21 protein-coding genes and 1 tRNA gene are annotated in these 25,377 nt (G+C 64.4%); 17 read left to right on the top strand and 5 right to left on the bottom strand.

Annotation, left to right across the window (positions count from 1 at the left end; genetic code table 11):
* Positions 1-118: 118 nt before the first annotated feature.
* The 5 genes from NX784_RS24965 to NX784_RS24945 all read left to right on the top strand — a co-directional run bounded on the left by NX784_RS24965 (position 119) and on the right by NX784_RS24945 (position 3,882).
* Positions 119-580 carry a hypothetical protein gene (locus NX784_RS24965; protein WP_258819387.1) on the top strand — a complete coding sequence of 154 codons (462 nt, stop codon included), beginning with the start codon at positions 119-121 and terminating at the stop codon, positions 578-580.
* A gap of 911 nt (positions 581-1,491) precedes the next feature.
* Complete coding sequence (locus NX784_RS24960) at positions 1,492-1,941, top strand: hypothetical protein (protein ID WP_258819386.1); 450 nt, start codon at positions 1,492-1,494, stop codon at positions 1,939-1,941.
* Positions 1,942-2,031: 90 nt separating this feature from the next.
* On the top strand, positions 2,032-2,712 hold the full coding sequence (locus tag NX784_RS24955; RefSeq protein WP_258819385.1) for a hypothetical protein: 681 nt from the start codon (positions 2,032-2,034) through the stop codon (positions 2,710-2,712).
* 253 nt (positions 2,713-2,965) lie between these two features.
* Complete coding sequence (locus NX784_RS24950) at positions 2,966-3,181, top strand: hypothetical protein (RefSeq protein ID WP_258819384.1); 216 nt, start codon at positions 2,966-2,968, stop codon at positions 3,179-3,181.
* 92 nt (positions 3,182-3,273) lie between these two features.
* Positions 3,274-3,882, top strand: a complete 609-nt coding sequence (locus NX784_RS24945) for a hypothetical protein (protein WP_258819383.1) — start codon at positions 3,274-3,276, stop codon at positions 3,880-3,882.
* On the opposite strand, the gene NX784_RS24940 is transcribed toward NX784_RS24945, so the two are convergent.
* From NX784_RS24940 to NX784_RS24930, 3 genes are all read right to left on the bottom strand, one after another.
* Positions 3,868-5,058: a tyrosine-type recombinase/integrase gene (locus NX784_RS24940; RefSeq protein ID WP_258819382.1), complete on the bottom strand. Its 1,191-nt coding sequence runs from the start codon at positions 5,056-5,058 to the stop codon at positions 3,868-3,870. The genes NX784_RS24945 and NX784_RS24940 overlap by 15 nt on opposite strands.
* A gap of 184 nt (positions 5,059-5,242) precedes the next feature.
* Positions 5,243-5,329: transfer RNA gene (locus NX784_RS24935), tRNA-Leu, on the bottom strand.
* A 71-nt stretch (positions 5,330-5,400) separates the two neighbouring features.
* A complete protein-coding gene (locus NX784_RS24930; protein ID WP_258819381.1) occupies positions 5,401-5,673 on the bottom strand; it encodes a hypothetical protein in 273 nt (90 codons plus the stop codon).
* A 134-nt stretch (positions 5,674-5,807) separates the two neighbouring features.
* Between NX784_RS24930 and NX784_RS24925 the strand changes: the two genes are divergently transcribed.
* The 10 genes from NX784_RS24925 (at position 5,808) to NX784_RS24880 (ending at position 16,614) form a co-directional block, all read left to right on the top strand.
* Positions 5,808-6,614, top strand: coding sequence for a hypothetical protein (locus NX784_RS24925; RefSeq protein WP_258819380.1), 807 nt, complete (start codon positions 5,808-5,810; stop codon positions 6,612-6,614).
* Positions 6,615-6,627: 13 nt separating this feature from the next.
* Complete coding sequence (locus NX784_RS24920; RefSeq protein ID WP_258819379.1) at positions 6,628-8,862, top strand: penicillin acylase family protein; 2,235 nt, start codon at positions 6,628-6,630, stop codon at positions 8,860-8,862.
* A 73-nt stretch (positions 8,863-8,935) separates the two neighbouring features.
* Entirely contained in the window at positions 8,936-9,487 is a 552-nt protein-coding gene (locus NX784_RS24915) for a thymidine kinase (protein WP_258819378.1), read from the top strand.
* Positions 9,488-9,499: 12 nt separating this feature from the next.
* Complete coding sequence (locus NX784_RS24910) at positions 9,500-10,060, top strand: hypothetical protein (RefSeq protein ID WP_258819377.1); 561 nt, start codon at positions 9,500-9,502, stop codon at positions 10,058-10,060.
* Positions 10,061-10,226: 166 nt separating this feature from the next.
* Positions 10,227-12,476 (top strand): carboxy terminal-processing peptidase, encoded by a 2,250-nt coding sequence (locus NX784_RS24905; RefSeq protein ID WP_258819376.1) that lies wholly within the window; start codon positions 10,227-10,229, stop codon positions 12,474-12,476.
* Between the two features lie 201 nt (positions 12,477-12,677).
* Complete coding sequence (locus NX784_RS24900) at positions 12,678-13,199, top strand: PEP-CTERM sorting domain-containing protein (protein WP_258819375.1); 522 nt, start codon at positions 12,678-12,680, stop codon at positions 13,197-13,199.
* A gap of 131 nt (positions 13,200-13,330) precedes the next feature.
* Positions 13,331-14,521 carry an acyl-CoA dehydrogenase family protein gene (locus tag NX784_RS24895; RefSeq protein ID WP_258819374.1) on the top strand — a complete coding sequence of 397 codons (1,191 nt, stop codon included), beginning with the start codon at positions 13,331-13,333 and terminating at the stop codon, positions 14,519-14,521.
* Between the two features lie 8 nt (positions 14,522-14,529).
* Positions 14,530-15,687, top strand: a complete 1,158-nt coding sequence (locus tag NX784_RS24890) for an acyl-CoA dehydrogenase family protein (protein WP_258819373.1) — start codon at positions 14,530-14,532, stop codon at positions 15,685-15,687.
* Entirely contained in the window at positions 15,684-16,154 is a 471-nt protein-coding gene (locus tag NX784_RS24885; RefSeq protein WP_258819372.1) for a MaoC family dehydratase, read from the top strand. The genes NX784_RS24890 and NX784_RS24885 overlap by 4 nt, the downstream gene beginning before the upstream one ends.
* Positions 16,147-16,614 (top strand): MaoC family dehydratase, encoded by a 468-nt coding sequence (locus NX784_RS24880; protein ID WP_258819371.1) that lies wholly within the window; start codon positions 16,147-16,149, stop codon positions 16,612-16,614. Before NX784_RS24885 ends, NX784_RS24880 begins: the two co-directional genes overlap by 8 nt.
* 15 nt (positions 16,615-16,629) lie before the next feature.
* On the opposite strand, the gene NX784_RS24875 is transcribed toward NX784_RS24880, so the two are convergent.
* Both NX784_RS24875 and NX784_RS24870 read right to left on the bottom strand, forming a co-directional pair.
* Positions 16,630-17,562, bottom strand: a complete 933-nt coding sequence (locus NX784_RS24875; protein ID WP_258819370.1) for a diguanylate cyclase domain-containing protein — start codon at positions 17,560-17,562, stop codon at positions 16,630-16,632.
* Positions 17,559-22,067: a PAS domain-containing protein gene (locus tag NX784_RS24870; RefSeq protein ID WP_258819369.1), complete on the bottom strand. Its 4,509-nt coding sequence runs from the start codon at positions 22,065-22,067 to the stop codon at positions 17,559-17,561. Before NX784_RS24870 ends, NX784_RS24875 begins: the two co-directional genes overlap by 4 nt.
* Before the next feature lie 337 nt (positions 22,068-22,404).
* On the opposite strand from NX784_RS24870, the gene NX784_RS24865 reads away from it, so the two are divergent.
* Positions 22,405-24,111: a GspE/PulE family protein gene (locus NX784_RS24865; RefSeq protein WP_258819368.1), complete on the top strand. Its 1,707-nt coding sequence runs from the start codon at positions 22,405-22,407 to the stop codon at positions 24,109-24,111.
* Positions 24,112-24,120: 9 nt separating this feature from the next.
* Positions 24,121-25,368 carry a type II secretion system F family protein gene (locus tag NX784_RS24860; protein ID WP_258819367.1) on the top strand — a complete coding sequence of 416 codons (1,248 nt, stop codon included), beginning with the start codon at positions 24,121-24,123 and terminating at the stop codon, positions 25,366-25,368.
* Positions 25,369-25,377: the final 9 nt, after the last annotated feature.

Here is a 25,377-nt window from a genome sequence, read left to right as displayed (position 1 = left end):
GCTGGGCCGAGCATGTTGAGGCTGGACTGAAGCGCATTCGTGAGCATCAGTAGCGAGACAAAATCGCGATATCAGCAAAAAAACCTAAGCATTACAAAATAATTATAGGGATGGTGGAATGAAAATACTGAAATGGCTCATGGTAGTGGTCGTAGGAGCACCTTTAGTCCTAATCGGTAGTGCATATATCCGCAACAAAGCTGTTGGACCGGAAGGCTGGGCTATGGATAACACGATAGACAAGCTTCGAGCGCAGATGAAAGACCCAGAGTCAATGGTCATACGCAGTTCGTACATTGTCCATCACGCGGAAGCCAACGGTGACGAGGACGTAATTGCGATCTGCGGCGTGGTTGATGCCAAAAACTCGTTCGGTGGCTATACGGGTGGCACTCGATTTGTTTCACGTAGCGCATCAAACCGGAAGTTTGACACATTCGACACGCACGAGGTCATTCTCGAGAAGCCACAGGAACAGCGCGAGGCTGAAAGTGTTCATATGCTCAGCGGCTTCGATCATGTCTACTGGAACCCGCAGTGTGTTGATGGAGCACACCCTGCGGTGCGGCCTGCGACTTAAGCATGGCTTCTGCGCCGACCTACCTTGGCTGACTGTCAAGACCTCATCCTAAAAGGGATCGGAAAACATTATGGTGCCGTTAGAGGCACACTGACTTGCGGCCAGATGCCGCATCAGGCAACAAAAGTGAGGTATTTCGTGGCAGACCAAAATAAAGCAATCGATACATTGTTAGATTTTATGAAAAGTTCGACGGTCCCGCTTCCAGTACGAGTTGGTGCGGCCGTAGGTTTAGGCTTTGCTGGAGGCGCCGCCGCACGCGCCGCGTTGATTGACTTCGCCAAAAGTTCTACTGCCCCCTTGGAAGTCCGAGTCGCCGCTGCGACTGCACTGGGACACGCAGCGAAATGCTGAGTCATCGGAAAAATTATGGGACAGCATGAACTTACGACTTTCTCGTTCACGTCGCTCACCGCGGAACGTTGGGATAGCTTTCCGGAAACTGCGACGATTTCAAAACAGATTGGTAATGCAATTCTTGCGCAGAGTGAGGTGAACAAGGATAACGTCGGTTTGTACACTCCGCCGGACGAGATTCGAGAGGTAAAGCTAACAATTGCTGCCTTAGATCAAATTAGGTGCATGTGGCATGGACATCGTGAACCTGGACGCCGTTCTCCTCCGACAGTGCCTCTCCGCTACTTCGTAACCGGCTTCGGCCAAGCAAACGGTAAGAGTTGGGCGAACGTGGAAGTGCATCCCGGGATCAATAATTGGGAAGCACCTTAAGGCAGAAAACAATGACTACCATTGCCCGATATATTCGAGTTCTGCAAGAGTCTCGCACGAGCTGCGGGATCGCGTGCGTTGCAACGCTTGCCCGAACCACGCATCAAAGAGTATTCGAGGTCGCAGTGCAGGAGCTTCATTGAAGTGAGGGAGAACGTTCGTTCTACACGAACTTTAAGGCTATGAGACAGCTGCTCGCAGCTTTCGACCTTCAAGCCGGTCGCAAGGTAACAACCCACGACTGGGAACGGCTGCCCGAGAGGGCCATCGCAGCGATCCATCATCGCATCAAGGGTGAGGTGGAGTATTGGCACTGGGTCGTCGCTCTGCGTCTAGGACGAAAAGTGAAAAGATTCTTTGAACCGACTCGGGACGTTCAAGATGAACTCGACGTCTATCTGCGAAGGGTATTCCTAAGCTATTTTGCTGAGACGAACATTCATCCGCATCCTGTGTACGTAAGCTACGACAACAAAGGCGGAAAGGTGACGGCCAGTGTCACGTTGAGGTGGCAGCGCAAGTCAGACTATAAAGATGGTCAACACACCGCACATTTCGACTATCAGGAGACTCGAACGAAAAACGGCCGTGAGTATCACTGGTACTGCACTTCAGGCCTGCCAGGTGGGTAAGCATTCCAAGGAAAACAGTATAAATCGTTTTAATCTGAGCTACCCAGAGTCGATATGGCTCTTCCAGCACGTGACAATGGAGAATCGATCATGAGAAAAATGGCTACGGGATTTACTGACGTTCCGATCAACTGGACATCCAGCGCCTCTCAATCATTCCATGTGCCTATAGCCTGTCTCATGGTTTTGAACTGCGCGGGAGGTGTAGATAAGTATGTCGAACAAGATCGACTTCGTTTGCAAATGTGGTTGAATGGGCCAAGTTTTTCTGGAATGATCTCGCAGGTTTTTGTTCCAAAGCACGGTATTCAAGATGCGAAGGTGGCGGCAGCTGTTTGGGTCATGCCGGGTACCTATGACGTTAGTTTGGTTTGGTGTTCAGAAATCGGCGTAAATGGAAGCGTGTCGTTTGACTTCAAGGGAGGTCCTCTTCTTATCGAGGACAATAATAAGGCGCTGGGATTAAACATGCGGAACGCTGCTGCACGTTGCGAATGTCTACTGCATTTTGCTCAGCCAAGGACAGTCGATGTTAAGAGTCGCTTTATGACTGATTCCCTGACCGACTGGGCAAAGATTGACGTCGATTTTCGAGCGGTTCCGTCTGGGGCCGTGCAACCCTACTCCACTGGCCAAGTTCTGGATGGCGATCTTATTCTAAATTTGACGTCCATACCTTTAGATCAATCTGGCTCTGGCTCAACTATTGTTTCTATTGTGCCCACAAATCATGATGGAGTAGGTCGATTTCTGGAAGTCGACGTATCCTAAAGGAAAAAATGGTCACGCGAAAGCGCTGGGTCCTCAAGTACGTCGCCGGCAACCCCGCGATGTTCACCGGCGTGCGCACTGGCGCTTCTGGCCCGGGTCGACGCAGTGATGTCGTTGAGGCTGCAGAAAAGGTAGCGGCCAATGGTTGGCGAGTTTAGGTCGAGCACGCTGTTACCGGCGAGCGGATCTTCAAAAGCGAAGTTGAGAAGGCCTACAGGCAGTCAGCCCAGTCGGCGGCCTAAACGGGAAACCCATGAGCATCGAAAGTACAGTGATCATCACCAGCGCCGTCGTATGGTTCGCACATGGGTGGTACCTGAATGACCGGCTAGCAAAGGTACACGCGATGCTTGATCGTGTCCTGGAACAATTCCACGGCTTGCGGACCTACCTGTATGATATCGATTCGCAATTTGATGACGAGCGCGAAGTCATTCGAAGACGGAGAATCGATGTTCGCCGGGGCTAATGACATGGAGCTGTTGAGGCGCAAAAAGTCCATCGGTAAGCGCACATTGGACACTCCGTTCGTTGAACCTACTAACTGACCGGAAAAGACACATGACACCGATGACATACCAAGACAGTTTACGTCTTCTTGTATGGGACAAGGCCGCGCTCGCATTGGTTGGAATTTTGTTCGGCGGCCTCCTTACCCATATCTTAAATATGTGCTCCAAATCGCGTGATCGCCACCTATTGGCCATTGATGATTCGGCCCGACGTAAGCGAGAGGCGTCACTTCGAATTATTGATGGACAAATCGATCTTCTCCAGCGCCGACTTGATGAGTTTCTTTGGCCTTTAACGCTGTATCTTATGATCGACGGTGCCGTCTGGAAGAAGGTGCCAGGTCTACATGTGAGTGCCGAGAACATGCCAACTGAAGCTGGTCGGCTCGTTGAGTCACAGTGCTTATTGCCCAATCACTATCGAGCGGTCGAGTTGATTGAGAAGAATTTTCATTTGGTTGCCGGAGAAGATGAGTTGAGAGGCCCCATGATCGACTACGTGCAACACGTAGCGATATTCAGGGCGCTCAGAGAAGCCAACCTTACCTTGAACCCAATAGATGTAGATGAACCGCCCCGGCTTTTGTGGAGGTCGGTTAGTGTGAGTCAGGCCGGGATTGCACTGAAATGTTTGAGGCGCTCCCTAAAGTGGGCCTAGCCTGATCTGGTCAAGGTAGTCCGCCCACCGCTGCATCATCTCTTTACGCGCTGGTAGGTGTGCCGTCCGGTTATACGCGCGCCCGTTCGGATCGATCACCGAGTGCGCTAACTGGTGTTCGATGAGATCAACACGCTCCCCAAGCACTTCGTCAAGTATCGTTCGCGCCATCGCACGAAAGCCATGTGCGGTCATTACTTCGTTCTCGTACCCCATGTTCCGCAGCGCCGCGTTGACGGTGTTTTCGCTCATGCAGCGTTCGTCCGTGCGTATACTTGGTAGGACGTACCTGCCATGGCCTGTCATCGGTTTCAGGCCACGAAGGATCGCGAGGGCCTGCTTCGAAAGGGGGACGATATGATCGAGCCCCATCTTCATCTTCTCACCTGGGATCCGCCATTCAGCCGCATCGAGGTCGACATGCGCCCACTCCGCCGAGCGGAGTTCACCTGGACGAACGAAGAGTAGGGCTGACAGCTTGAGCGCTGCGATTGCATAGGGATGACCGTGATACGCATAGATCGCCGTCATCAGCTTGCGGACGTCCTGCGGTTCAGTAACCGCAGCGTAGTGCTTCGTCTTGATCACCTTGAGGGCGCCCTTCAGATCCACGGTGAAGTCTCGCTCGACCATTCCGCTGGCAACCGCAAAGCGGAAGACCTGGCCGCAGATCTGTTTGACCCGGTGGGTGGACTCTCCGACGCCGCGCGCCTCCATCTTCCGCAAGCACGCGAGCATATCGGTCGCCTTGAGTGAGGAGATCGGGGCGTTGCCGATCGTGGGGAAGATGTTGCGCTTGAGGTAGCCGTGCACTTTATCCTGCGTCGTGGCGGCCCGGCTTGACGCAGTCTTCTCCAGCCATAGTTCGGCGACCTGTTGAAATGTCTGTGCAGCCCTGGCAAGCTTGGTTTGTTTCGCTTTGCGCTTTTCGTCGCCTGGGTCTAGACCGTCTGCGAGCATCGTCCTCGCCTCGCTGCCGCGGCCCCGCGCTTTGGCCAAGGAGGTTTCCGGGTAGGTGCCGAGTGCGAGAGTTTTTCGCTTGCCAAGGAATCGATAGTCCATCCGCCAGTACTTGCCCGCCGAGGTAACGAGCAAGTACATACCGTCACCGTCCGTATACTTAGCCGCCTTGCCGGTCGGTTTGACCGTCCTGACGAATGTGTCCGTGAGTGCCATTCCACCTCCAATCAGTCGTGTGACGGTATACGACTTTACTCATCTGGCGTATACCGTCACAGATACCGTCAAAGCTCTGCGCTGGTCAGCGCTGACCTGAGACAAACTGAACAATAAAAACCCGCCGCGTCATAGGGAAGACGGCAGGTTTGGGGACGGTAGGGAAGGGCGAGAGACGATCTGATGGTGCCCGGAGCCGGGATCGAACCGGCACGCCATTGCTAGCACGGGATTTTAAGTCCCGGGTGTCTACCAGTTTCACCATCCGGGCAGCGCGCAGGATTCTAGCACAGCCAAGGCCTGTCCAGGGTCGAAAATGCAACGTTGACGATCCGGAGAGCGTCAGAAGGAGCGCAACGACCGGTTCGCCGGCGCCGGCCACCGGTCGGCCGAGCCGAACGGTGCGAACAAAACGCTCGCGACGGCCACGACAGGGTGCACGCGCGGCGGGCCGTGGCGGCGCTGCACGGGGCGCGTCAGTACGCGCAGGGCCACGTCGATCGGTACGCCGTCCTCGTGCAGCAGGCGCGCGGCGCGGGCGATGCCATGTTGCGGGCTGGCATCGAGTACGGCGTCGATCAACAGGGCGGAAATGCGGTCGCGGCGGCGGTTCATCGATCCTTCTCCAACAGCTGAGTGCGGATAATTGTGCACCCGTTCGGCCAGCCTTGTCACCGCGCTTGGTGTAGCATGCGGGTCGATACGCGTGCGGCCGTCACCGCGCGCCAGGACTCAAGCAAGGAAAACCATTGGACATCACGATCAACGACGAACTCCGCTCTTTCATCGATCCCCTTACGCCCGTCGAGTACGCGGCGCTCGAACGCAGCCTCCTGGCCGACGGGTGCCGCGATGCGCTCGTGCTGTGGCGCGACGTGCTGATCGACGGCCATAATCGATACGACATCTGCAAGAAGCACGGCATCCCGTTCCGCACCGTCGCCAACGACAAATTCGACTCGCTCGAAGACGTCATGCTGTGGGTGATCGACAATAACCTCGCGCGCCGCAGCGTGTCCGACTTCCAGCGCGGCATGCTGGCGCTGCGCAAAAAAGAGATCGTCGCCGCGCGGGCCGCCCAGCGCGCCGCACAGCAGCCGCCCGACGCCGCGCCGGAACAGGCCGCGCCCGACGCTGCCGACGACCCGTCCGATCCGCCGTGGAGCACGCGCGAGGATGTCGCCAAGGCCGCGCGCGTGTCGGCGAACACGCTGAGCCAGATCGAGCGCATCCGCAAGACGGCCGCGCCGGAACTGGTCGACGCGGTGCGCAGCGGGACCATTTCCGTCAGCGCCGCGGCCAGCGTCGCGTCGCTGCCGCCGGAAGCGCAGGTCGCCGCCGTCGCCGGTGGCCGCAAGGAATTGCAGCAGGCAGCACGCCACGTGCGCGAGCAGAAGGCCGGCGCGAAGCCGAAGAAGGAGACCGTGTCCGATTCGCCGGAAGACCAGGTCAAGGCATTGCGCAGCCAGGTCGGCGAATTGAAGGACCGCGTCGCTACCCTGATGACGGAAAACGAGGTGCTGCGCCAGAAGCTGGCAGCGCTCGGCGCCGCCTGATCCCGGAGTCCCCATGACGATGCCCCGCTTGACGCCGTTTGTTGCCGCCTGCGCCGCGCTGTGCGTGCTGGCTCAGCCCATCCATGCGCAAGCGGCGTCACCGCAACCTGCGGACACCGCGGCGGCCTTCGCGCCCGCGGACCTCGCGCGCATGCGCGCGACGGCGCGGCGCGTGACGATCCTGCGCGACACCTGGGGCATCCCGCACGTGTTCGGCAAGACGGATGCGGACGCCGTGTTCGGCATGCTGTTCGCGCAGGCCGAGGACGATTTCAACCGCGTCGAGCTCAATTACATCAACGCGCTCGGGCGGTTGGCGGAGGTGGAGGGCGAGAAGGAAATCTGGCGCGACCTGCGCATGAAGCTGTACATCGACCCGGTCGAGCTGAAGGCGACCTATGCGGCGAGTCCCGCCTGGCTGAAGGCGCTGATGGATGCGTACGCCGACGCCTTGAACTGGTATCTCGTCACGCATCCGCAGGTCAGACCGAAGCTGATCAGGCGGTTCGAGCCCTGGATGGCGCTTGCGTTCAGCGAGGGCAGCATCGGCGGCGACATCGAGACCATCAGCCTGAAAGGACTGGAGGCGTTCTACGGCAAGGCGCCGCAGCCTGCCGTCGCACGGGCCGACGCCGGGCCTGGGTTCGATCCCGAACCGCGCGGGTCGAACGGGTTCGCCATCGCACCGCGCCGCACGGCGGACGGGCACGCGCTGTTGATGATCAATCCGCACACGTCGTTCTACTTCCGCCCCGAGATCCATATGGTCAGCGAAGAAGGCCTCAATGCGTACGGCGCCGTCACGTGGGGCCAGTTCTTCGTCTACCAGGGTTTCAATGACCGCATCGGCTGGATGCACACGTCGGGCGGCGGCGACGTCATCGACGAATACCTGGAGACGGTGAGCTCGCACGATGGCCGCTGGACCTACCGCTACGGCGGCACAGAACGCGCCGTGCGTGCAAAGACCATCACGCTGCCGTACCGCACGGATAAAGGCATGGCAAGCAGCACCGTCACCGCCTACTTCACGCACCACGGTCCCGTGATCCGCGCGCAGGACGGCAAGTGGGTGTCGGTGAAAATGATGAACGATCCGATGCACGCGCTGATGCAATCGTACGGCCGCACGAAGGCGCGCGACTACGCGGCGTTCTACAAGGTCATGCAGTTGCGGACGAATTCGTCGAACAACACGGTGTACGCGGATGCGGACGGGAATATCGCCTACTTCCACGGGAACTTCATCCCGCGCCGCGACCCGCGCTTCGACTGGACGAAGCCCGTCGACGGCAGCGACCCCGCGACGGAGTGGCAGGGCTTGCACGACGTGGCGGAAACGATCACCGTGTTCAATCCGAAGAGCGGGTACATCTCGAACACGAACAACTGGCCGTGCACGGGCTTCGGTGAGAGCAGCCCCGATTGTTCGAAGTATCCGCCGTACATGTGGTCGCTGCCGCAGAACCCGCGCGGCATCCACGCGGAGCGCGTGCTGCACGACGCGCACGACCTCACGCTCGATGGCCTCATCGCGAAAGCCTACGACAGCTACTTGACGGCGTTCGAGCCCCTCGTGCCGGCCGTCGTGAAGGATTGGGACGCGCTGCCGGACGCCGATCCGCTGAAGGCCCGCCTGGCCGCCCAGGTGGCGCTGCTGCGCGGCTGGGACCTGCGCTTCTCGACGACGTCGGTGCCGACGTCGCTCGCGGTGTACTGGGGACAGGACATGGTGAAGCAGTCGTCGGCCCGCGCGAAGGAGGCCCACATGCCCGTGATCGATTTCGTGCAGACCCGTCTGACGCCGCGCGAGCGCCTGGACGCGCTGGCGCGCGCGAGCGACAAACTGCAGGCGGACTTCGGCGACTGGAGAACGCCGTGGGGCGAGATCAACCGGTACCAAAGGCTGTCCGGCGCCGTGGACCAGCGCTACGACGACAGCAAGCCGAGCCTGCCCGTCGGCTTCACGTCGGCGAACTGGGGTTCATTGGCGTCGTTCGGCATGACGGCGCCGCAGACGACGAAGCGCATCTACGGCGACCGCGGCAACAGTTTCGTCGCGGCCGTCGAATTCGGGACGCGCGTGCGCGCGAAGAGCATCCTCGCGGGCGGCGAGAGCGGCGACCCGGCGTCGCCGCATTTCGCGGACCAGGCGGCGATGTACAGCCGCGGCGAATTCAAGGACGTCCTGTACTACCGGGCGGACATCGAAAAACACCTCGAGCGCACATACCATCCGGGCGACTGAGCCGGCTGGCGCGGGGCCGGGCCGGATTGCTATAATCGCCGGATCGTACAACGGTCATCCGGTCAGGCAAGCAGTGGCAAAACTCTATTTCAGGTATTCGGCGATGAACGCCGGCAAATCGACGTCGCTGCTGCAGGTGGCGCACAACTACGAGGAGCAGGGCCAGAAGGTCCAGTTGTATACGGCCGCCATCGACGACCGCTACGGCGTCGGCCAGATCACGTCGCGCCTCGGACCGCACCGTCAGACCGACGTGTTCGACAAGACCACCAACTTCCTGGAACGGACGCCCGCCGTGGCGTGCGTCCTCGTCGACGAAGCCCAGTTCCTCACGAAAGAGCAGGTCGTGCAGCTGCACCAGGTGGCCCAGGTGCGGGGCGTGCCCGTGATCTGCTACGGCCTGCGCAGCGATTTCCGCGGCGAGCCGTTCCCCGGCTCCGCGTATCTGCTGGCGCTGGCCGACGACATCGAGGAAATCAAGAACATTTGCACGTGCGGCAAGAAGGCGACGATGAACATCCGCGTCGACGCCGAGGGGCGCCGTCTGCGCGAAGGGGAGCAGGTCAGCATCGGCGGCAACGAGAGCTATCGCCAGGCCTGCGGACGCTGCTTCTACCTGGGCTGACGCGGCGCGACCATGTCCTGGCCGGCAATGTGCGCCGCGCATCTGCCCGTCTGGGCCTGCGGCCTGGGCGAGATCGCGCTGTACCTCGCGCCGTCGATGGCGCTCGCGTTCCTCATTTGGCTCGTGACGCGGCTGCATCCCGCGTTCTTCCTGCTCAGCGCCGTCGGCACGTTCTGCCATGAACTCGCGCATTTCGGCGTCGGGCTGCTGCTCGGTGCGGAGCCCGTCGGCTTCACGATCATCCCGCGCGGCAAGGGCCGTACGTGGGAGCTCGGTTCCGTCACGTTCGCCAACCTGCGCTGGTATAACGCGGCGCCGGCGGCGCTCGCGCCATTGCTCGTCCTGTTCGTGCCGCTGGCGGTGGCGTGGTGGCGCACGCGCACGGCATGGCATTTCGGTCCCATCGACCTGGCGCTGACGTTGCTGCTGGCGCCGCAGTTCCTGTCGTTCTGGCCATCGCCCGTGGACTGGAAGCTCGCCGTGCGCAGCTGGCCTTATCTATTGATCATCGGCGCGGTCGGCGCGGCGTTGTACTGGTACCCAGGCACATTGTTTCGATTTGTAAAAGCGTAGGCGTGGCGACCCCTGCCAGACTTAAGCTCGGCTGAAATGGCGTACAAGCCGGCTCTGCGCCGCTGCGCTATCCTGTAGAATGGGTCGCATCCGCCGTTGCGTCGGCGCGATTGCCGGCCCCCCGCCTGGCAATCGCCAATCATTCCCCCGTCCGGAGAACCGAAGTATGAAGAAGCAGATGTTGATGGTCGCGCTGGCGTTTGCCATGTCGGCCCACGTGGTCACGGCGCAGCCCGAAAAGGTTGCGGCTGTCCAGACCGACAAGGCCGCCATCGTCCAGCTCAAGCCATCCGCCGCCCAGACCCAGGCCGCCCTGTGGGCATCGCGCGTGCTGTCGCGCTACCACTACAAGGCATTGCCGCTCGACGACGCGTTGTCCGCGAAGATCTTCGACGCCTATTTCAAGGCGCTCGACAGCGAGAAACTGTACTTCACGCAGGCCGACGTCGACAGCTTCGCGCCCGTCCGGACCAAGCTCGATGATGCGATCAACAACGAAGACCTGACGGTTCCGTTCCAGATCTACAACCTGTACCAGCAGCGCTTCTTCGACCGCATGGCCTATGCCCGCGAGCTGTTGAAGGGCAAGTTCGACTTCACGACGGACGAAACCCTGCAGATCGACCGCGAGAAGGCGCCCTGGGCGAAGAACGAGGACGAAGCGAAAGACCTGTGGCGCCGCCGCGTGAAGAACGACTGGCTGCGCCTGAAGCTGGCCGGCAAGGACGAGAAATCGATCCGCGAGACGCTGGATAAACGCTACGAAGGCTATCAGAACCGCCTCAAGAAGCTGAACAACGAAGACGTGTTCCAGATGTTCATGAACGCGTATGCGATGGCCATCGAGCCGCACACGAACTACCTGGGCCCCCGTTCGGCCGAGAACTTCGACATCGCCATGCGCCTGTCGCTGGACGGCATCGGCGCCGTGCTGCAGTCGCGCGACGACTATACCGTGATCCGCGAAGTCGTCCCCGGCGGCCCGGCCGACAAATCCGGCAAGCTGAAGGTCGGCGACCGCATCGTCGGCGTCGCGCAGGGCAACGGCCCGTTCACGGACGTGATGGGCTGGCGCATCGACGACGTCGTGCAGCTCGTGCGCGGCGAGCGCAACTCGACCGTGCGCCTCGACGTGCTCCCGGCCGACGCCGGCCAGGACGGCAAGCACACGACCGTCTCGATCGTGCGCCAGAAGATCAGCATGGAAGAGCAGTCGGCCAAGAAGAAGATCATCGAAGTCACCGACAACGGCGTCAAGCGTCGCATCGGCGTGATCCAGCTGCCGACGTTCTACCAGGACTTCGAAGCGCGCCGCAAGGGCGACAAGGACTTCAAGAGCGCCACCCGCGACGTCAAGCGCATCCTGGGCGAACTCAAGAAGGAGAAGGTCGACAACGTCCTGATCGACCTCCGCAACAACGGCGGCGGCTCCCTCATCGAGGCCGTCGAGCTGACGGGCCTGTTCATCGACAAGGGCCCGGTCGTGCAGCAGCGCAGCGCCGAAGGCCGCGTCGAAGTCGAGAGCGACTCGGATGCCGGCCTCGCGTGGGACGGCCCGATGGGCGTGCTGATCAACCGTGGTTCGGCGTCGGCGTCGGAAATCTTCGCGGCCGCCATCCAGGACTACGGTCGCGGCCTGATCATCGGTGAGCCGAGCTTCGGCAAGGGCACCGTGCAGACGCTGATCAACCTCGACCGCTTCTCGCAGAACGACAAGGTGAAGTACGGCGAACTGAAGATGACGATTGCCCAGTTCTTCCGCATCAACGGCGGCACGACGCAGCTGCGCGGTGTCACCCCCGACATCAAGTTCCCCGTCACGTCGGACGACGACAACTTTGGCGAATCGTCGTACGAGAACGCGCTGCCGTGGGTGCAGATCAAGCCGGCCATGTACATGCAGGCTGGCGACCTGAAGGAACTGGTCAACCCGCTGCAGAAGAAGCATGACGCCCGCGTCACGAAGGACCGCGACTTCCTCGACATCGAGCAGGACATCGCCGAGGGGCAGAAGCTGCGCAAGGACAACGTCATCTCGCTGAACGAGGCCGTGCGCCGCAAGGAGCGCGAGAACCAGGAAGCGAAGGCCCGCCTGCGCGAAGCGCGCCTGACCGGCAAGGACAATCCGGACGAGCCGGTCGCCGGCCCGGGCAGCAAGGAACAGCGCGGCAAGGTGCCGATGCCCACCGCGCCCCGCAAGACCAACGTGGCGCTGAAAGGCGCGGGCGCCGACGACGGCTTGCAGGGCGACGAGCGCAGCCTCACGGCCGAGCTCGCTGCCGAGAAGGCCGCCAAGAACGCGAAGGACGTCTACCTGCAGGAAGCGGCCCACATCCTGGCCGACGAGTCGGGCATGTTGAAAGCCGACACCCGGCTGGCGTCGCGTGCGATGCCGTACTTGTCAAGTTTGAAATGATTTGCTGGCGTATGAATTGTTAACTATGCAATAAACATTTCCGTCGTTTCATCCGAAACGAATGGCTGAAGACGAGGCTCCCCTAGGGGCCTCGTCTTTTTTTTATGCCGTTCAATTGAAAATTGTGATTTTTACAGCTGTGATACATTGACTCAGCAGTTAAATTAAAAATAACTTTTTAGACTGAGCAAGGAGTTCATTATGGCAATTCGTTATCTCGTCGCGGCGCTCCTCGTCGGGGGCGCATTCAGTGCAAGCGCTGGTGTCCTGCCTCTGGCCGTGGGCAATCCGTCGTATGCATCCACTGCCGGCGGCAACGCCCTGGTGGGCGTCTACAACGGTCGCCGCGTCGCCGTGGCCGGCGGTACGCCGTCCCAAGCGGTCTACACGCCTGCGCCCGCGCCTGTGGTCTACGCGCCCGTGCCTGCAGCCGCAGCGCCCGCACCTGCAGTGACGGCACCTCCGGAGCAGACGTCGGGCGGCAGCCAGGGCAAGGGCGCCATCGTCACGCTGCCGACCGGGGCCGGCAACCAGGGTCCTGCCATCGTGCAGCTGCCGATCCCGGCGCAAGCCGCGCACGGTGGCGGCGACGTGGGTGCGGCCCCGCCGCCGGTGACGCTGCCGTCGGGCCCGACCGCCGCCGTGCCCGAGCCGTCGTCCATCGCGCTGATGATGGCCGGTATGCTGGGTGGGCTCGGCGTCGCCCGCCGTCGCAAGCGCTGATTCGCCGAGATCATGCCTGGGCCGCCTCGTAGAGGGCGGCCTTTTTTTTCGTCCGCTTTTTGCGCCGGTGATTTCGGGTACAATCTTTTGAACGGTCGTGCTTTTTTGGCCGGCATAATAAAGGAGACAAGATGGACCTGACCTATACCGGCGACGATCTGGCATTCCGCGACCAGGTACGCACCTTCCTCGAGGCCGAGCTGCCGGCCGACCTGCGCCACAAGGTGCATCACCACCTGCGCCTGCACAAGGACGACTATGTGCGCTGGCACCGGATCCTCGCACGCCAGGGCTGGGTCGCACCGGGCTGGCCGCGCGAATACGGTGGCCCGGGCTGGACCCCGGTGCAGCGCCACATCTTCGAGGAAGAATGCGCCCGCGCCGGCACGCCGCCCGTGCTGCCGTTCGGCGTGAACATGGTCGCGCCCGTGATCATGGCGTTCGGCAGCCAGGCCCAGAAGGATTACTATTTGCCGCGCATCCTCTCGTGCGAGGACTGGTGGTGCCAGGGCTATTCGGAGCCCGGCGCCGGCTCCGACCTCGCGTCGCTGAAGACCACCGCCGTGCGCGACGGCGATCACTACGTCGTCAACGGCCAGAAGACCTGGACGACGCTCGCCCAGCACGCCGACATGATCTTCTGCCTCGTCCGCACGGACCCAGGTGTGCGCAAGCAGGAGGGCATCTCGTTCCTGCTGATCGACATGCACGCGCCCGGCGTCACCGTGCGCCCCATCATCATGCTGGACGAGGACCACGAGGTGAACGAGGTCTTCTTCGACAACGTGCGTGTGCCCGTGGCGAACCTCGTCGGCCAGGAAAACCGCGGCTGGACGTACGCGAAATACCTGCTGGGCCACGAGCGCACGGGCATTGCCGCCGTCGGGCGCTCGAAGCGGGAACTCGCGCGACTGAAGGCGCTCGCGCTGCGCGAGCACAAGAATGGATTGCCGCTCCTAAACGACCCGCTGTTCGCCGCGAAGGTCGCCGACCTGGAGATCGAGCTGATGGCCCTCGAGATGACGGTGCTGCGCGTGCTGGCGCAAGCGGACAAGGCGCCGGGACCGGAAGCGTCCGTGCTGAAGGTGCGTGGCACGGAGATCCAGCAACGCGTGTCGGAGCTGATGGTCGAAGCGGCGGGCCCGCTGGCGCTGCCGTTCGACCCGGCCTATCTGGAAGGCGAGCGCGAACACAGCATCATCGACGACGACTTCGCCGCGCCGCTGCTGCCGCACTACTTCAATTTCCGCAAGACGTCGATCTACGGCGGGTCGAACGAGATCCAACGCACCATCATCTCCCAGATGATCCTGGGCCTGTGAGGAAAGACATGGACTTCAACTTCAAGGAAGAGCAGCTGCAACTGGCGGACGCGCTCAAGCGCTGGATCGCGCGCGACTACACGTTCGAGGCGCGGCGCGCCATTGTGGGGTCGCCGGCCGGTGTATCGGACGCCGCCTGGGCCACGCTCGCCGAACTCGGCCTGACGGCACTGCCGCTGCCGGAAGCGCAGGGCGGCTTCGATGGTGACGCCGTCGACATGTTCGTCGTCATGCAGGAACTCGGCCGCGGCCTTGTGGTCGAACCGTATTTCGCGACCATGTTCGGCGCCGACTTCCTCCGTCGCGGGCAAGCGCACGACGCGTTGCTCGAACGCGTGGCGGCCGGCGAGCTGAAACTCGCTTGCGCGCTGGGCGAACGCCAGTCGCGCTACGACTTGCGCGACGTCGCCACGCGTGCCGTGCGCGATGGCGACGGCTGGCGCCTGGATGGCGAGAAGAAGGTCGTGCTGCACGGTGCGCAAGCGGGCGTGCTGATCGTGTCGGCCAGGACGGCCGGCGCCCAGCGCGACGAGGACGGCATCACGCTGTTCGCCGTCCCCGCCGATGCACCGGGTGTCACGGTGCGTGACGTGCGCATGCTCGACGGCCAGCGCGCCGCCGACGTGCTGCTGCGCGACGTGCGCGTTGGTGCAGACGCCGCGATCGGTGCGGAAGGGCAGGGCTGGACCATCCTCGAAGCGGCGGCCGACTACGGCGTCGGGCTGCTGTGCGCGGAGGCCGTCGGGGCGATGGATGCGCTGTTCGGCGCCACGCTCGAGTATTTGAAGACGCGCCAGCAGTTCGGCGTCCCGATCGGCAAGTTCCAGGCGCTGCAGCACCGCATGGCCGACATGTACGTGCACCTGGAGCAGGCGCGTTCGATGGCGCTGCTGGCCGCCGTGCGTCTCGCGGACGATGCACGCGGCGGCAGCGCGGCCGAGCGTCGTCGCGCCGTCGCCGCGGCGAAGTACCGCGTGGGGCAGGCCGCCCGCTTCGTCGGGCAGCAGGCGATCCAGCTGCACGGCGGCATGGGCGTGACGGACGAGTTGCCGGCGTCGCATTATTTCAAGCGGCTGTCGACGATCGAGCTCACGCTGGGCGATTGCGACCACCACCTGGCCCGCTTCATCGCACAGCCGGACTTCGCGACCGAGGAGGCGGCATGAAGGCATACTGGTATTTCGAGGATTTCGAGCCCGGCCAGGACATCGACCTGGGCACGTGCACCGTCACGGAAGACGAGATCCTCGCGTTCGCGTGCCGGTACGACCCGCAGCCGTTCCACGTCGACCCGCATGCGGCCGCTGACTCGATCTTCGGCACCGTCATCGCCAGCGGTTGGCACACGTGCGCGATGATGATGCGCCTCGTCGTCGACGGGCTGCTGGGCAAGTCGTCGAGCATGGGGTCGCCCGGCCTGGACGGCGTGCGCTGGCTCGCGCCCGTGCGCGCGGGCGACACGCTGAACGTGCACTACCGGACGGTGCAGGTGAAAGCGTCGGCGTCGAAGCCGGACCGCGGCGTCGTCTGGTCGCAGTGGGTGGCCATCAATCAACACGGCGAGACCGTGTGCACGGTCGACGGCATGGGCATGTTCGGGCGCCGGCCCGGTACGGAGGCACGGGATGTCTGACGCGCTGCACGAAGTGTGCGGGGTCGCGGCGCTGCAAGCCCTCGTCGGCACGCAGCTCGGTCACTCGCGCTGGTTCGAGGTCGGCCAGGACCGTATTTCCACGTTCGCCGACGCCACCGACGACCACCAGTGGATCCACGTCGACCCCGAGCGCGCTTCCCGCGAATCGCCGTTCGGCACGACGGTGGCGCATGGCTTCCTCACCTTGTCGCTGCTGCCGGCTATGCTGGCCGACGTGCTCGTGATGGTCGACGCGAAGCTCGTCGTGAACTATGGCTTGAACAAGGTGCGCTTTCCTGCGCCCGTGCCCGCGGGCAGCCGCGTGCGCGCGGGCATCGTGCTGGCGGCGCTGGAACAGGAAGGGGACGCGAGCCAGCTCACGCTGGAAGTGACGGTGGAACGGGAAGGCGGCACGAAACCCGTGTGCGTGGCTGAATTCCTCGTGCGCCGCTATGCGTGAGCGGCGTGCGCGCCGTCAGGCGACGCAGTCCATGCCGCCTGCGCGGAAGCGGTCGCGCCCCTCGGCCTTGGCCTGGTAGAGCAGGGCGTCGGCCACCTGGATCAGGTCGGCCGGCATGCTGTGTTCGCCGGGCACCATGCAGGCGATGCCCATGCTCGCGGTCAGACGCGCCGCCGTCGGCGACGCGGCGTGTGGAATGGCCATGTGTTCCAGCTCGGCCATCAGGCGGTTCGCGACACCGGTCGCGCCGCGGCCGTCCAGCTGCGGCAGCAGGATCGCGAATTCCTCGCCGCCGTAGCGGGCCACGAGGTCTTGCGTGCGCGCGGCGGCCCGGCGCATCGCCGCCGCGAACTGCACGAGCGTCGCGTCGCCGGCCTGGTGGCCATAGTGGTCGTTGTACAGCTTGAAATGGTCGATGTCGACGAGGACCAGGGCCACCGGCAGCCCGGCGCGTCCGCAGCGGCGCCATTCCGCGTCGAGGCGTTCGTCGAACGCGCGGCGGTTCGCGACCCCGGTCAGCGCGTCGGTCAGGATCAGGGCGCGCAGCGCGTCGCGCTGGCGTTTGACGGTGAGCTGGGTGCGTACGCGCGCGCGCACGACGGCCGCATTCACGGGCTTGCTGATGAAGTCGGCGGCGCCCGCGCCCAGCGCGCGCGTCTCGTCCTCGGGCGATTTCAGTGCCGTCACGAAGATCACGGGGATGTCGCTCGTTTCCGGCGCGGCGAGCAATTCCTTGCAGACGGCGTAACCGTCCATGCCGGGCATGACGGCGTCCAGCAGGATCAGGTCGGGCCGCTGCGTGCGGGCGATCTCGAGCGCGCGCGGGCCGTCCATCGCGAACAGCACCTCGTGCTCGTCCTGCAAGGCGCCGTGCAGGATCTGGATGTTTTCCATCGCATCGTCGACCACGAGGATGCGGCCGTTCACGGCCATGTCGGTCAGGCTCATGCATCCTCCTTCATGTCCAGCAGCGCGCGCACGAGTTGCGCCGCCTGCTCGAAGCGCAGGGTCGCGACTGCGTCGGCCAGCGCCGCCACCTGGTCGGGCGCGACGTTGCCGAGGGCGGTGCGCAGCGTCTCGAACTGGGCCATGGCTTTCATGTTGTTATTGTGGAGTAAATCGAGCAGCTGCGCCAACTCGCGCCGCAAGGTAGCGCTATCTTCCTCCGGGGAGGCCGGCGGCATCGTGTCCGGGCCCGGCGTTGCTGGCGCCGCTTCCGGTGCGGGGAGGTCGCGCGCCGCGTCCAGCACGACGGCCAGCGCGGCCTCCAGGCGCGCGAGGCGCAGCGCGAGCGCCGCCGCGTCCTCGCTGCGCAGCGCCTGTTCCAGCTCCAGCGCCTGACCGGCAACGTCCGTCGCCCCCAGGTTGGCCGCGACGCCGCGCAGACGGTGCGCAGCCTGGCCGGCCCCGGTGCGGTCGCCCGCGTTGAGCAGAGCGCGGATTTCGCCCACGGCGCCGCCCTGTGAACGTTCGAAGCGCTTGAACAGGACGGCAAAGCTGGCGAAATTGCCGCCGAAGCGGGGCAGCGTCGCCTTCAGGTCGATTCCCGGAATGCGCGCGGGGATGGCCATGGCGGCGGCGGGCAGAGGGTGCTCCGCATCGCCCGGCGCCGAGGCCGCGCGGCCCGTCAGGCGGCGCAGCATGGCCACCAGTTCGTCCACGTCGATCGGTTTGGCCAGGTAGTCGTTCATGCCGGCGGTCAGCGCGCGACGGCGGTCCTCGTCCAGCGCATTGGCCGTCATTGCGATCACGGGCAGCCGGTCCAGGCCCAGCGCGCGGATGGCGCGCGTCGCCTCGAAGCCGTCCATCACGGGCATCTGCAAGTCCATCAGCACGGCGTCGTACTGGGCGGCGCCTTCGGCCAGCATGCTGACGGCGACGCGGCCGTTCGCGGCGAAGTCCACGCTGGCGCCCGCGTGCACGAGCACGTAGTTCGCCACTTCCTGGTTGAGGAGATTGTCCTCGACGACGAGCACGCGCATGCCGGCGAGGCGCCCGCTGAGCGGCGCTGGCCGCCCCGGCGCCGGGGCCGGGGCGCCGCTCTGCAATTCCGCCAGTGCGTCGGCCAGCGCGCCCGGCGTGAACGGTTTCGCGAGGACGGCGTCGATACGCAGGTCGGCCGCGAGGGCGTCGAGGCGTTCGCGTTCCGGGTCGGCCGCGAGAAGGGCGCAGCGGGGCAGGGCGATCGCATGGTCGGCCCTGGCCAGCGCGATCACGGACGCGCCGTCCAGGTCCCCGAGGACGCTGTCGATGAAGGCGAGGTCGAACGGGCCGCCGTCGCGCAGCAGTGCGAGCGTGTCGGCGCCGCTGGCGGCCGTCTCGACCCGCCAGCCGCGGCCGCGCAGCGCCTGCGCGAGGGCGAAGCGGCTGCTCGCGTTGTCGTCGGCGACGAGAACACGCAGCGGCGGCGACGCCGTGGCCGCGGCCGGCGCCGGCGCGGCATCCGGCGCGATGCCGAACGGGGCGGCGAAGCGGAACGTGGCGCCGCGCTCCGGCACGCTGTCGACGCGCAGGTCTCCGCCCATCAGCCGGACGAGGCGCCGGCTGATCGCGAGACCCAGCCCCGTGCCGCCGTACTTGCGGCTCGTGGAACTGTCGGCCTGCGAGAACGCCTCGAACATGCGTTGCTGCTGTTCCGGCGGGATGCCGATGCCGGTATCGCGCACGGTGAACGCAAGCGAGACGCTGTCGGCGTCGTGCGCCGCCACCTCGATCGCCAGCACGACTTCGCCCCGCTCCGTGAACTTGATCGCATTGCTGACGAGGTTCAGCAGCACCTGGCCGAGGCGCATCGGATCGCCGACGAGGCGCGCGGGCACGTCCGGGTGCACGGCGAACACGGGCTCGATACCCTTGTTCCAGGCGCTCGTGGCCGACATCGCGGCGATGCTGGCGAGGACGTCGTCCAGCGCGAAGGTCGTCTGCTCGAGCACCAGCTGCCCGGCCTCGACCTTCGAATAATCGAGCAGGTCGTTCAGCATCGACAGCAGCGAGCGCGCGGCCATCTGCATCCGGGCGACGTAGCCCCGCTCGCGCCGTTCCAGGTCGGCCTCCTCGAGCAGGCGCGCGAGGCCCATGATGGCATTCATCGGCGTGCGGATCTCGTGGCTCATATTGGCGAGGAATTCGCCTTTCGCGCTGCTGGCCGCTTCCGCCGCGCGCAGCGCGTCTTCCAGGCGCGATTGCGTGCGCTTCAGTTCCGTGATGTCGGCGTGCAGCATGTAGAAACCCTGCACGCGGCCCTCGGCATCCACGTCGGGGATGTAGCTGCCCCACGCCTGGATCAACTTGCCGGAATGCTTGCGGTACAGGCGGCGTTCGAAGAACTGGCGTTCGCCGCGCAGCACGGCGTCGAGGTGCGGACGCACTTCGTCGATCTGCTCCTCGTCCATGAGTTCCTCCATCGGGTGGCCGATGACATCGGCGGCAGCGCGCCCGAGCCAGTCCAGATAAGGCTTGTTGGCGAAGCGGCAGCGCAGATCCGCGTCCCAGTAGCCGACGAGCGCGGGCAGGTGGTCCGTCACGGTGCGGATCATGCGTTCGCTCTCTTCCAGTCGGCGGCCGGCGGCGCGCAGGGCGGCGGACGTCTCCTCGCGCGCCGTGATGTCGCGGATGGTGCCCTGCACGATGCCGCGCCCGCCGATGTCGACGCTGTTGAGCAGCACGTCGGCGTGGAATTCGCTGCCGTCGCGGCGGCGGTAGATCCATTCGAAGCGGCTGCCGCCCGCGTCCAGCGCACGCCGCATCGCGTCATTCCACAGTTCGTCCGAGCGGCGCCCGTTCTGCTGGAACTCGGGCGAACTGCTCGCGGGCGCCATCGCGAGGAAGTCCTCCACGCTGGCGCAGCCGAACAGGTCGACGGCGGCCTGGTTGGCGCTGAGGAAGCCCGCGCCGTAGGCGATCAGCACGTGGGCGTCGCCCGACCCTTCGAACAGCGTGCGGAACAGTTCCTCGTTGTCGCGGTTGCGCTGTTCCTGGCGCTTGCGCTCCGTGATGTCGAGGACGACGGCGTTGATGCCGACGAGTTCCCGGTCCGGCCCGTACACGGGGTAGTAGCTGCAGATCCAGTGGCGCATGACACCCGGCGCGGCCGGGATGTCGCCGCTGTCCTCCACGTCGATCAGCGGCCGCCCCGTCGCCAGCACCTGACGGTACGGCTTCTCGATGCGGACACCCAGGTCGCCCAGCAGTTCGGGCAGCGTGTGGCCGATGTGCGCGTTGGCCGGCAGGGCATTCACGGCCGCGAGGTAGTCGTTGATCATCACGATTTTCAAGCTGCGGTCGAGGAATGCGAGGCCGACGGGCGCCGTCGCGTACACGGTCGCCAGCATCGCGGAGGAGCGCTGCAGCTCGTTGGTGCGTTCCGCGACGAGCGACTCGAGGCCGGCGCGGTATTGCTGCAGCTCGCCCTCGACCTTGCCCAGCGCGCGCGCGACGGTCGCCGCCTCGCGGATCTCCAGCGGCGGGATGACGAGCGCCTCGCCGCGTCCGAGGGCGGCGGCCGGTTCGGTCAGCGCCCTGACCGAACGGGCGATCGCGTCGCCGATGCGCCAGGCGAGCCCCAGGCTGATGGCCAGCATCAGGGCGATCCATGCGACTGTCGTGGCAGGATCGGGGCCGAGGATCTCGCGCGCCGCGTGGCGCGGGAAGCCGATCGTGACGGCCCAGTCGTGGCCCTGCGTGCGTGCGTAGGCGGCGTACATCCTGTCGGGGCCGTGCGCAACCAGTTCGACGATGCCGACGGGCGTGCGGGCCAGCGCCCGTGCCAGCTCCGGCTGCATCGGGTCGCCGATGCCGTACGGCGTGTGGCCACGGTAGGCGACGAGGCGCCGGTGATTGTCGTAGACGAGGGCGTTCCAGTGCGGCGGCAGGTTTTGATCGGTCAAGAGGTCGGTCAGGCGGCGCGGCCGCAATTCGACGGTCAGCGCGTACGCCACCTTGCCCTCGCGCCAGACCGGGACGGAGATCGAGATGACCCACGGCTGCGTGCCGTCGCCGCGGTGCAGGCCCGACGTGACGGCATCGCCCGTCGCGAACACGTTGCGCACGTCCGCCTCGTTGCCGTGCGCGGGGAGTTCGCTGCCGAACGCGTGGCGCGTATCGAGCAACGTGGTGCCATCCGGCCCGCTGACGGCGACGGCGTACGCGGGAAATTCTGGGCGCAGCAGCCGGCGCGCTGCCGCGTGGAACGATGCCAGGTCGCCGTGCGCGAGGTTCGCCTGGTTCGCCATCGTGCGCGCGGCCGTTTCGCCATTGGCCAGGTCGCGGTCGACGGCGGCCGCGAGCGCGCGCGCGATCATCTCGGCGTCCTCGGCGATGTGCGCCTTCTCGCGCTTGTCGGCGTCCGTCGCGAAGACGAGGTAGCCGAGGAGGATCGGCAGCGCACACGCCAGCACGAGCGTCACGAGCTTGGCGCGTATGGAAGGTAGCGAACGACGTGGTAACAACTGCACTGCAAGCTCCGCGATCGGTGCGCAGCCCAAGCGGCGCCAGGAAACATGGTAGCCCAGCAACCGCTCACGGCAAAGCACCCTAATTCGGGGGCAGAGCACCATATTGCGGATTCGATATTCATAAGTGCCTGTTTTATTGAAGATTTAACGTGACGGTCGGTGAAAACGCGTGCTCTGCCCCCGAATTGGCAACCTTGCTTATGGTTTAGCCATGCCGAATCGTCATGCAGTCGCGTGGGCGATACGTTTTTCCATACGTAAAGTCATTCTCTAGGTTAATTTTTCGTTCCACTGGCATACAATGAAGGACTAGTCCTACGTTGATCGAAGAGGTGGTATGGCGCGGCCCGAAAAAGTCCGACTTGGCGAAATCCTGGTGCAACAAAAGCTGCTGTCCGAGGACCAGCTGAACCAGGCACTGGCCGACCAGAAGCGCACCGGCCGCAAGCTGGGCCGCGTGTTCGTCGAAAGCGGTTTCGTCACCGAGGAGCAGATCTCCGGCGCGCTCGCTCGCCAGCTCGGCATCCCTTACCTCAACCTCAAGTTCTACAACATCAACCAGGACGTCGTGCGCCTGCTGCCGGAAACGCAGGCCCGCCGCTTCCGCGCGCTCGTGCTGGAAGACCGCGGCGAGACGGTGCTCGTCGGCGTGTCCGACCCGACCGACCTGTTTGCCTACGACGAGATCGCACGCCTGCTGAAGAAGGCCGTCGAACTTGCGGTCGTCAACGAGACGGAAGTGCTGCAGGCCATCGACCGCATCTACCGCCGCACGGGCGAGATCACGGGCCTCGCGCGCGAGCTCGAACAGGACCTGGGCGACACGACGTCCGTCGACTTCAACGCGCTGTCCGCGAACTCCGGCCTCGAAGAAGCGCCGGTCGTGAAGCTGCTGCAATCCGTGTTCGACGACGCGGCCCAGGTCCGCGCGTCCGACATCCACATCGAACCGCAGGATGGCCGCCTGCAGATCCGCTTCCGCATCGACGGCGTGCTGCACCTGCAGACGGAAGCCGACATCAAGATCGCCACGCCGCTGGCGCTGCGCCTGAAGCTGATGGCGGACCTCGACATCTCGGAAAAGCGCCTGCCGCAGGACGGCCGCTTTGCCGTCAAGGTGCGCAACCAGCGCATCGACGTCCGTATCTCGACGATGCCCACGCAGTATGGCGAATCCGTCGTCATGCGTCTGCTGAGCCAGGTCGGCACGACCTTGCGCCTGGACGCGATCGGCATGCCGGCCGCACTGGTGGAACGCTTCCGCGCGATCGTCCAGCGCCCGAACGGCCTCGTGCTCGTGACGGGCCCCACGGGTTCCGGCAAGACGACGACGTTGTACAGCGCGCTCGCGGAGCTGAACTCCGTCGAGAAGAAGCTCATCACGGTCGAGGATCCGATCGAATACCGCCTGCCCGGCATCAACCAGGTGCAGGTCAACGACAAGATCGAGCTGAATTTTGCGCGCGTGCTGCGCTCCGCACTGCGGCAAGACCCGGACATCGTGCTCGTCGGCGAGATGCGCGACCAGGAGACGGCGCAGATCGGCCTGCGCGCCGCAATGACGGGCCACCTCGTGCTGTCGACCTTGCACACGAACGATGCGGCATCCACGCCGCTGCGCCTGATGGACATGGGCGTGCCGCGCTACATGGTGAGCGGTTCGCTGCAGGCCGTGCTGGCGCAGCGTCTCGTGCGCGTGATCTGCGAAAGCTGTTCGGAGCCGTATCAACTGCCGGCGCCGGAACGCGCGTGGCTGCGCGCGGAACTGGGCGACCGCGCCGAGACGGTGCCGTTCTTCCACGGGCGCGGCTGCTCGCACTGCAACGGCACCGGCTACCGCGGCCGTACCGGCGTGTACGAACTGCTGGAGATGACGCGCGCCGTCCACGAGGCCGTCAACCACCCGGACCCGTCGCACTTCCTGAAAGTGGCGCATGCCGAGATGCGCGGCGAGACGCTGCGCCGCGGCGGCGTGCGCCTGGCGATCCAGGGCCGCACGACGGTGTCGGAAGCCATGCGCATCAGTAACCAGATGGAAGACTGATAAGCCGCCATGCCGTTTTTCGCTTATAAAGGCCGCAACGCGCGCGGCGAGTTGATGCAGGGCGTGCTGGAAGCCGCCGACAGCGGCGCCTGTGCCGACCAGTTGTTCGGCACGGGCGTGACGCCGCTCGACATCACGCCGACCACGCGCAAGGCGACGACGGGCGGCAGCGCCGCGGGCGCCGGCGGCAGCCTGTGGGAGCGCTTCACGCGCAAGAAGGTCACGTCGATCGACGTGCAGCTGTTCAGCCGCCAGATCTACACCTTGCTGAAATCCGGCGTGCCGATCATGCGCGGCCTGGCCGGGCTGCAGGAATCCGCGACGAACAAGAGTTTCGCGCGCGTGATCCAGGACTTGCGCGAGTCGCTCGACTCGGGCCGTGAACTGTCCACGGCGATGCGCCGCCACACGGAATGCTTCACGCCGTTCTACCTGTCGATGGTGCGCGTGGGCGAAATGACGGGCCGCCTGGAAGACGTGTTCCTGCGCCTGTTCGACCACCTCGAATTCGACCGCGACATGCGCGAGCGCGTGAAGACCGCGATGCGCTACCCGACGTTCGTCATCATCGCGATGGTGGCGGCGATGGTCGTCGTGAACGTCTTCGTGATCCCGCAGTTCGAGAAGGTCTTCAAGAGCTTCCATGCCGAACTGCCGCTGATGACGCGCATCCTGATCGCGACGTCGCGCTTCACGGTCGACTACTGGCCGCTGATGGCCGGCGCGGCCGCCGCCGCGTTCTTCGGGTTCCGCGCGTGGGCGCGCACGGACGCGGGGCGCCTGACGTGGGACCGCTGGAAGCTGCGCTTCCCCATCGCCGGCAAGATCATCCACAAGGCCACGATGGCCCGCTTCGCGCGCAGCTTCGCGCTGTCGATCCGCAGCGGCGTGCCGATCGTGCAGGCGCTGACGGTCGTCGCGCAGACGGCGGACAATGCCTACCTGACCACGCGCCTCGAGCAGATGCGCGATGGCGTCGAGCGCGGCGAGAGCATCCTGCGCACGGCGACGAACGCCAACGTGTTCACGCCCATCGTCCTGCAGATGATCGCCGTCGGCGAGGAATCGGGTTCGCTCGACGACTTGATGGACGAGATCGCGCAGATGTACGAGCGCGAAGTCGACTACGAACTCAAGACGCTGTCCAGCCAGATCGAACCGATCCTCATCACCTTTCTCGGTGCGATGGTGCTCATGCTGGCGCTGGGCATCTTCCTGCCGATCTGGGACCTGGGCAAGGCGGCCCTGCATCACTGATGGAGACGA

It is taken from the genome of Massilia pinisoli, from assembly GCF_024753285.1.
GTDB lineage: Bacteria > Pseudomonadota > Gammaproteobacteria > Burkholderiales > Burkholderiaceae_D > Telluria > Telluria pinisoli.
This window is presented reverse-complemented; position numbering and strand designations above follow the sequence as displayed.